This window comes from Protofrankia sp. CiP1_Cm_nod4 (genome assembly GCF_982290645.1).
In genome coordinates this window covers 4,514-11,843 of sequence record NZ_CEVIVC010000126.1, presented here as the reverse complement: position 1 = coordinate 11,843, position 7,330 = coordinate 4,514, and the positions used below count along the sequence as shown (strand labels likewise).

Genomic DNA, 7,330 nt, shown 5'->3' with positions numbered 1-7,330 from the left:
GCACGGTCAGCGCATGTGCCGTTGCGGTATTGAGCCGACCATGACGACCGGGCTTGTCGGGTACGCCGCCCGCCATGACGTCGGTGTCCCTGGCCGGTGGGTATCCCGCCGACAGCCGTCCGCGCCCAGAAAGGACATATCCGGACGACTGGTGGGCCTTTCGCGATCTGTGCCACTCGGAGGGGCTTGTCCCGGCATCATCCCTGGCAGTCCGGAGATTATGGATCATTCAGGTGTTCTCGCGGGAGCTGAGATGAGCGACGGGTGTGCGTGCCGGGTGTTTCCCGGCGGTGGTTCTCCTTCCGCGGAGACCACGGAATGGGCCGCGCGTGTCGAGAGGATCGCTCCGCTGCTTGCCCGGTACCGGGACCAGGGCGAACGGGAAAGGACGACACCGGCCGCGGTCATCGACGCGCTGCGCGCGGAGAACATCCACCGGATGTGGGTCTCGCGTGACTTCGGCGGCGGCCAGGTCAGCGTGCGGACCGGTTCGGCCGTCCTGCGGGCGCTTGCCCGTCTCGACGCGTCCGTCGCCTGGCAGATGGGGGTTCAGGGAGCGATCGGCCGGATGTCGGACTATCTGCCGGAGCCGGTGGCGCACCGGCTCTTCCGGGAGAGCACGGGGCTGGTGGTCGGCGGGATCAACCCGACCGGCCGGGCCGAGCCCGCATCCGGCGGATATCGGCTGCACGGCACCTGGTCGTTCGCGAGCGGCTCGGCGCACGCCGACTGGCTGGTCTGTGCCGCGGTGCTCGTGGATGACGACAGCTCCCGCACGGCTCCGGCCGGGTCACGGACACGTATGATCTTCGTGCCGAAGAGCGCCGTCCGGTTCGTGGACGACTGGTTCGCCGGGGGGCTGCGCGGCACGGGAAGCACGACCTTCCACGTCGACGGGCTGGTCGTCCCCGAGGAGTACACGGTTGACGGTTCGCTGCTGCGCGGCGTCCCCGCCGACCGTCCCTCGCGGGGCTACGGCATCGCCTACTACGACTTCGCCCCGTTCACGACGGCGTCGACGGCGTTGGGAATAGCCCAGGACGCCCTTACGGTCTTCCGGTCGCTGGCCCGGGAGAAGATTCCCGCCAGGGCGACGAGCCCGCTGGCCGCCGGCCACATCGTGCAGGCGGGGCTGGCCCGCGCGGAGATCCTGGTGCGGGCGGCGGCTCTGCTGCTGGCCGACGCCGCCGACCAGGCGACGGCGTCGGCGGGCGACGGCGGGGAGGATCACAGCGGGGAGGAGCTCAGCGCACTGATCCGTCTGACGGCCACAGCCGTGGGTGAGAACACCGTGTCCGCCGTGGACACGCTCTACGAGCTGGCCGGGACGAGTTCCCTGTACGCCGCCAGCCGGCTGGACCGCTGTTTCCGCGACATCCACGCGGCGGTCAAGCACATCACGCTCGCGCGGACGAATTTCGAGATGGTCGGTCAGTACCTCCTGGGCGGGCCGCTCCTGATGCGACGGTGACCCCGTGGCGGGAGACGACCGGGACAACAGGGCGGCCCGGAGCGGGCCTCAGGATTTCCAGGCGTCGTGGAACTGCAGCCGGGCGTCGGCGTTCAGAATGACGTCGTGCACCTTGGCCGACAGGCCCAGGATGACGGTCAGCTCGATGACGGGGACGTTGTACTGGTTGGTGAGAATGAGCTCCTGCGCCTGTCTGACGAGCGCCATGCGGGCGTTCTGGTCGGCGGTGGCGGCCTGCCGGGTGAGAAGGTCGTCCAGCGGGCCGGGCCTGAGGTTGTTGAAGTTCAGGCCGGTGCTGGAGTACTGGGTCCGCAGCACGTCGGGGTCGGCTCCCTTGGTGTGCCCCCAGAGCAGGTCGTAGCCTTTCGCCTGGACCACCCTGCCGCCGTTGGCGACCGGTTCCTCGTGCAGGGCCGCCGCGATGCCGACGGCCCGCAGCTGCTGCTGGATCAGCTCCAGTATCGTTTTCGCCGACGTCTGGCCGGTGAAGTACTGGACGGTGAGCTGGAGGGGCCTGCCGTCCTTGGTGCGGATGCCGTCCGGCCCTGGGCGCCAGCCGGCGTCGTCCAGCAGTTTCCTTGCCTCGTCGGGGGCGAAGACGAGGTCCGCCGAGAGGTTCACGTAGCCGGGGGTGGAACTGGCCAGCGGGCTTGTCGCCGGCTTTGTCAGCGGGGTGAGGACGGTGCTGATGATCTCCTGCCGGTTGATGGCCCGGGAGACGGCGCGGCGTACCGCCGTGTCGTCGAGGGGCGGGCGTCCGGTGTTCACGCTGAACCCGTAGGGCAGGCCGGGGGCGGACTTGTACTGCAGCGTGAAGCCGTCCGTGCGCAGGCTCGCCTCGTCCTGGGATGCCACCGCGGAGTCGCCGTCGATCGCCCCGGACCGCAGGCTGCCGTTACGGACCCCGGACTCGGGGAGGACCTGGAAGACGATCTGGTCCAGGTAGGCCGGCCCCTGCTGCTTCCACAGCGTCGAGCCCCAGTGGTAGCCGGCCCGCCTGTTCAGCGTGATCGACTGGTTCTTCTGGTAGCTGCCCAGGGTGAACGGCCCTGAGCCGACAATGCCCGACGCGCACCGTTCGGCCGGAGGCTTCGCCGTGCTGGCGGGGGACACCAGCCCGAGGGTGTGGGTGGAGGTCGCCTGCAGGAACTGGGCGGCCGGCCGGTTGAAGGACACCCGGGCGGTCAGGTCGTCGACGATCGTGGTGTCGCGGTAGCCCTGCAGGTAGCTGGCCGCCTGGGCGGCGATGGTCCCGAGTTTCTCGGCGGTGTCGAAGTTCGCCTTGACGGCCCGGGCGTCGACCGGGCTGCCGTCGCTGAAGGTCGCGCCCGGACGCAGGTGGAAGGTGAACGCCGTCGCGTCCGGGCTGGTCTCCCACCGCTCGGCCAGCCACGGAACGATCTTTCCGGTGGCCGGGTCCTGGTCGGTCAGGGAGTCCACGAGCTGGCGTGCCGGGTAGACCGAGTCGATCGAGCTGACCTGCTGGGGGTCGAGGCAGCCGAAGTCAGAGGTCAGCGCGAAGGCCAGCCGGCCGCCGGGCTTCGGGACGGCCCCGGCGGCACCCGCGCCGCCCGTGCCGCCCGACCCACAGGCGGTGAGCAGCACACCGGCCAGCCCGGCACCCGCCGCGCGGCGGAGCCAGGTGGTACAGCCGGACGGATTTCTCGGTCTCATATGGATGTCCTTGTACGGGTTGGGTATCGGCCGGCGGTCGGCCGGCCGTTGTCGGACGTGTGTGGACGTCGGACGTGTGTGGACGTCGGACATGTGTGGGGAGCGGGGCCGGTCAGGCCGTCCGGGCGGCGGGCCGTCGGGCCTGGACGACGAGTGGCACGCGTGTGGGCTGGAGCATCGTCGAGCGGCTCGGGCGCACCTTGTAATCGGGTTTCGGGTGCAGCGTCCAGCGGGCGACGACCGCCGCCATGAAAATCATCATTTCCGCCCAGGCGAACGGCTCGCCGATACAGCTCCGGTTGCCCGCACCGAAAGGGAGAAAGGAAACACGGGGGATGGCCGCGGTGCCCTCGTCACTCCACCGGTCCGGGTCGAAGACCTCGGGAACGGTGTAGACCGCCGGATCACGCTGGATGGCGTGCAGGGAGAACAGCACGTTGCTTCCGGGCGGTATCCGGTGTTCGCCGAGCACGAGTTCCGTCATGGTCCGCCTGGACAGCAGCCAGCCCGGTGGGAACAGCCGCAGCGCCTCGGTGAGAACCTGCCGCAGGTAGACCAGGTCGGCCAGCGCCGAATAGCCGGGGGGCCGGCCGGCCAGCACCGTGTCCACCTCGGCGGCGAGCCGTTGCTGGATGTCGGGGTGCCGGCTGAGCAGGTGACAGGTCCAGCTCAGCACGTCCTGCGCGGTCTCCACCCCGCCCAGGAACAGCGCCATGGCCTCGTCATGGATCTCCTGGTCGGTGAGGCCCGGGCGGCCGCCGTCGGCGCGGGCGGCCAGCAGCAGTGCCATCAGGTCACCGTCGGTGGCACCCCGTTCCCGGTACTGGGCGATGACGTCCGTCAGCGCCTCGTCGAGCCGGCGGCGGGCCCGCTCGAAGCGGCGGTTGCCCGGTGTCGGCAGCCTCTCCAGCCAGCCGACCGGGAAGGCGATCCGCCTGGCCACGCCTTTGAGCAGGATGGGAAAGGTCTCCTCGACCTCGACCGCGACGCTGTCACCGAGATCGGAGGAGAACAGCGCTCGGCACACCACGGCCACCGCGAAAGTGTGGATCTCCTGGACGAACTCCACGGTCTGGCCGTCCCGCCAGCCGGTGGCGCGCTGTTCGGCGGCCTGCCGCATCTGGTCGGCGTAACCGGCGATCCGGGCCGCGTGGAACGCCGGCTGCATCAGCCGGCGGTGCGCCATGTGGGTCGGTTCGGTGGAGTTCAGCAGCCCGTTGCCGAGGAAGGGCGCCGACTTCTCGTAGGCGATGCCCTTGTCGAGTTTGCGGACGTCCCTGGTGAGGATCTGGTGCACCCAGACGGGATTGTTGATGACGTAGGCCCGCGCCGGCCCGAGGCCGATGGTGACGATGTCGCCGCTGTCACGCAGCGACTCGAAGAACCTGCGTGGCTCGCTGAGCATCCGGTGCATGTGGCCCAGCAGCGGGAGCCGGCCGGGGGCCGACGTGACACCCGGGACGGTTGCCGTCATCCGTGGATCTCCTTTGTTCCGGACGTACTGGAAGGCGATGTGCTGGAAGGCGATGGCATAGTCGCGCCCGCGGATCAGTGGGTGCGGTTGACGACGAACTCGGACAACGTGATCAGTTCCGCGGCGGCCGTACGTTCCATCGCGACGCTGTCGAGGGTCCGCAGGGCGCGGTCGAGATGCAGGTGGGCCTGGGCGGTGGTGAAGGACCGGCCGCCGGCCTTGCTGATGAGGGCCGCCGTCCGGCGCAGCGTCCACTCCGCGTCCGGGGTGTCCAGCGGCATGGCCAGCAGGTCCGCGAGCTGCTGGGCCGACGCCGTCGAGCCGGCCAGAGCGCAGACCATGGGAAGGGTCTTCTTGCGCAGGCGGAGGTCGTTGAACACCGGCTTGCCGGTGACCGCCGGATCCCCCCAGATACCCAGCAGGTCGTCGACCGCCTGGAAGGCGGTTCCCAGGTCGCGGCCCACCAGGGACATCGCCGTGACCATCTCGGGCGGAGCGCCACCGAGCAGCGCTCCCAGCGCCGACGCGCAGCCCAGCAGCGACCCGGTCTTGCGCGTCGCCATGGTCCGGTACTCCTCGACGGTCACCGCCTCCGGGCCGGTCCACGGCCGGTATTCGAAGGCGATGTCGGCGGCCTGCCCGTTGACCAGCTCGACCAGTGACGTCGACAGCAGGCTCATCGCCGCCGACCTGGTCGCCGGGGCGAGCCGGCCGGTGCTGTGGGCGAGGGTGTCCAGGGCGAGGGCGAGCAGCGCGTCACCGGCCAGGACGGCCGGGCCCACCCCGAACGTCTTCCAGGCGGTGGCCCGGTGCCGGCGCTGCTCGTCGCCGTCCATGATGTCGTCGTGGACGAGTGAGAACGCATGCACCAGCTCGACGGCGACCGCCCCGGCGACCGCGGCCTGTGCCGGGGCGCCGACGGCCTCGGCGGCGAGGACGGCGAGTGCCGGCCGCAGCGCCTTGCCGCCGCCGCCACCGTTGCCGCCACCGCTGTTGTTGCTGGTGCCACGCACGGTCGGTGTGCCGTCGGAGTCGCACCAGCCGAACGTGAACGACGCCATCCGCCCGAGCCAGGGGTGCAGCCGGTCGACGGTCTCGCGCAGCGCCGGCAGGACGAGGTCCCGGCACCGCGCCAGGGTGTCGAGGGCGGCCGGCGACGTGACCCGCAGCGGCGGGGTGTACTCGCTCATGGGACGGGCCCTTCTTCGGCAGGACACGGGCCGGGGGCGGCCCGCGGTAGGCGGCGGCTCGCGGTAGGCGGCCCGCGGTAGGAGGCGGGCGTAAGGGCTGGCCAGCCGGCATCGCTCAGCCGGCTTGGCCGGCGTGGCTCGGCTGGTGTCGCTCAGCCGGCGGTGCGCAGCGCGAGCCCCGCGCTGGCGGCGGCACGCGGCTTCGGGATCATCAGGTACGGCCCGGTGCCCAGCGACGCCTTCGGGATGGTGGTGCGCGGCCTGGCGCCGGGCGTGGGACGCAGGCTCCAGCGGGTGGCGATCGTGGCCAGCGTGAGCGTCGTCTCCGCGCGGCCGAAGGTGTCACCGATGCACTTGCGGCTGCCCGCGCTGAAGGGCACCATCGCGCCGCGCGGGATGCCCGCGGCCCGCTCGGGCAGCCAGCGGTCCGGGTCGAACCGTTCCGGGTCGGTGAACAGTGCGGGGTTGCGGCCCATCATGTACGGGCTGAACATCACGATGGTGCCCCTGGCCAGCCGCTGCCCGGCGAGTTCGGTGTCCCTGCTGGTCGTGCGGGTCAGCAGCCAGGCCGGCGGATACATCCGCAGGGTCTCGTGCAGGACCCGCCAGGTGTAGTCCAGCCGCGGCAGGTCCTCGAACGTCGGTGGCCGGCCGCCGAGCACCTCGTCCAGTTCGGCGTGCAGCCGGGCTTCCACCTCCGGGTGCTCGGCGAGGATGTGGAAGGCCCAGGCCATGGTGTTCCCCGTGGTCTCCGTCCCGCCGATGAGGAGGGTCATGATCTGGTCGTAGACCTCTTCGTCGCTGAGCCGGTGCCGGGTCTCCTCGTCACGGGCCGCGATCAGGATCGACAGCAGGTCGCCGTGGTCCGTCCCGGCGCGTCGCTGGAACTCGATCGTCTCCCTGATGACGGTGTGCATCCGTTCCCGGACCTGGTTGAACTGGCGGTTGCCCGGCGTGGGCAGCTTCTCCTGCCAGCCGATCGGCGCGACCATCCGCTTGTAGACGCCCCGCATGATGATCGGCATGCAGTAGGCGACCTCCGGGATGATGGGACGTCCCCCGACGGTGGTCGCGAACAGGGTACGGGCGGTGATCCGCAGGGTCAGGGCGTGCATCGCCTCGCTGATGTCGATGGGCCGGTGGTCCTCCCACGAGCCCAGGACGTCGGCGATCTCCTCGCGCATCAGGCGGGCGTAGCCGGGCATCCGGGCGGGATGGAACGCGGGCTGGATCATCCGTCGTTGTACGCGGTGGTCCTCCCGCATGGAGCTGACGAGCCCGTTGCCCACGAGCAGCCGCGCCTTGTCGAACAGCGGCCCGCCCTTGTCGAAGGTGCGTGAGTCCACCAGGACCTGGGTGACCACCTCGGGGTGGCAGGCCAGGTAGGCCGGACGCGGCCCGAGACCGATCTGGACGAGGTCGCCCTGGGCGGGCAGCGCGGACAGGAACCGCAACGGCCGGCGCCACAGCTGGAGGGCGTGGCCGAGCACCGGCAGGCCACCCGAGGCGACCGCGAAGGAG

Annotated in this window: 5 protein-coding genes; 1 reads left to right on the top strand and 4 read right to left on the bottom strand. The window is 70.9% G+C overall.

Annotated features, from left to right (window positions below):
• The first annotated feature begins 253 nt into the window (after nucleotides 1-253).
• On the top strand, nucleotides 254-1,471 hold the full coding sequence (locus AC5LSR_RS19185) for an acyl-CoA dehydrogenase family protein (RefSeq protein ID WP_250285953.1): 1,218 nt from the start codon (nucleotides 254-256) through the stop codon (nucleotides 1,469-1,471).
• Nucleotides 1,472-1,519: 48 nt separating this feature from the next.
• On the opposite strand, the gene AC5LSR_RS19180 is transcribed toward AC5LSR_RS19185, so the two are convergent.
• From AC5LSR_RS19180 to AC5LSR_RS19165, 4 genes are all read right to left on the bottom strand, one after another.
• The gene (locus AC5LSR_RS19180; RefSeq protein WP_250285954.1) at nucleotides 1,520-3,145 is read right to left on the bottom strand and encodes an ABC transporter substrate-binding protein; all 1,626 of its coding nucleotides are present in this window, start codon (nucleotides 3,143-3,145) and stop codon (nucleotides 1,520-1,522) included.
• A gap of 112 nt (nucleotides 3,146-3,257) precedes the next feature.
• Nucleotides 3,258-4,619: a cytochrome P450 gene (locus AC5LSR_RS19175; protein WP_250285955.1), complete on the bottom strand. Its 1,362-nt coding sequence runs from the start codon at nucleotides 4,617-4,619 to the stop codon at nucleotides 3,258-3,260.
• Nucleotides 4,620-4,693: 74 nt separating this feature from the next.
• A complete protein-coding gene (locus AC5LSR_RS19170; RefSeq protein WP_250285956.1) occupies nucleotides 4,694-5,809 on the bottom strand; it encodes a polyprenyl synthetase family protein in 1,116 nt (371 codons plus the stop codon).
• Between the two features lie 152 nt (nucleotides 5,810-5,961).
• The coding region (locus AC5LSR_RS19165; protein ID WP_250285957.1) for a cytochrome P450 at nucleotides 5,962-7,330 on the bottom strand (1,369 nt) is incomplete at its 5' end.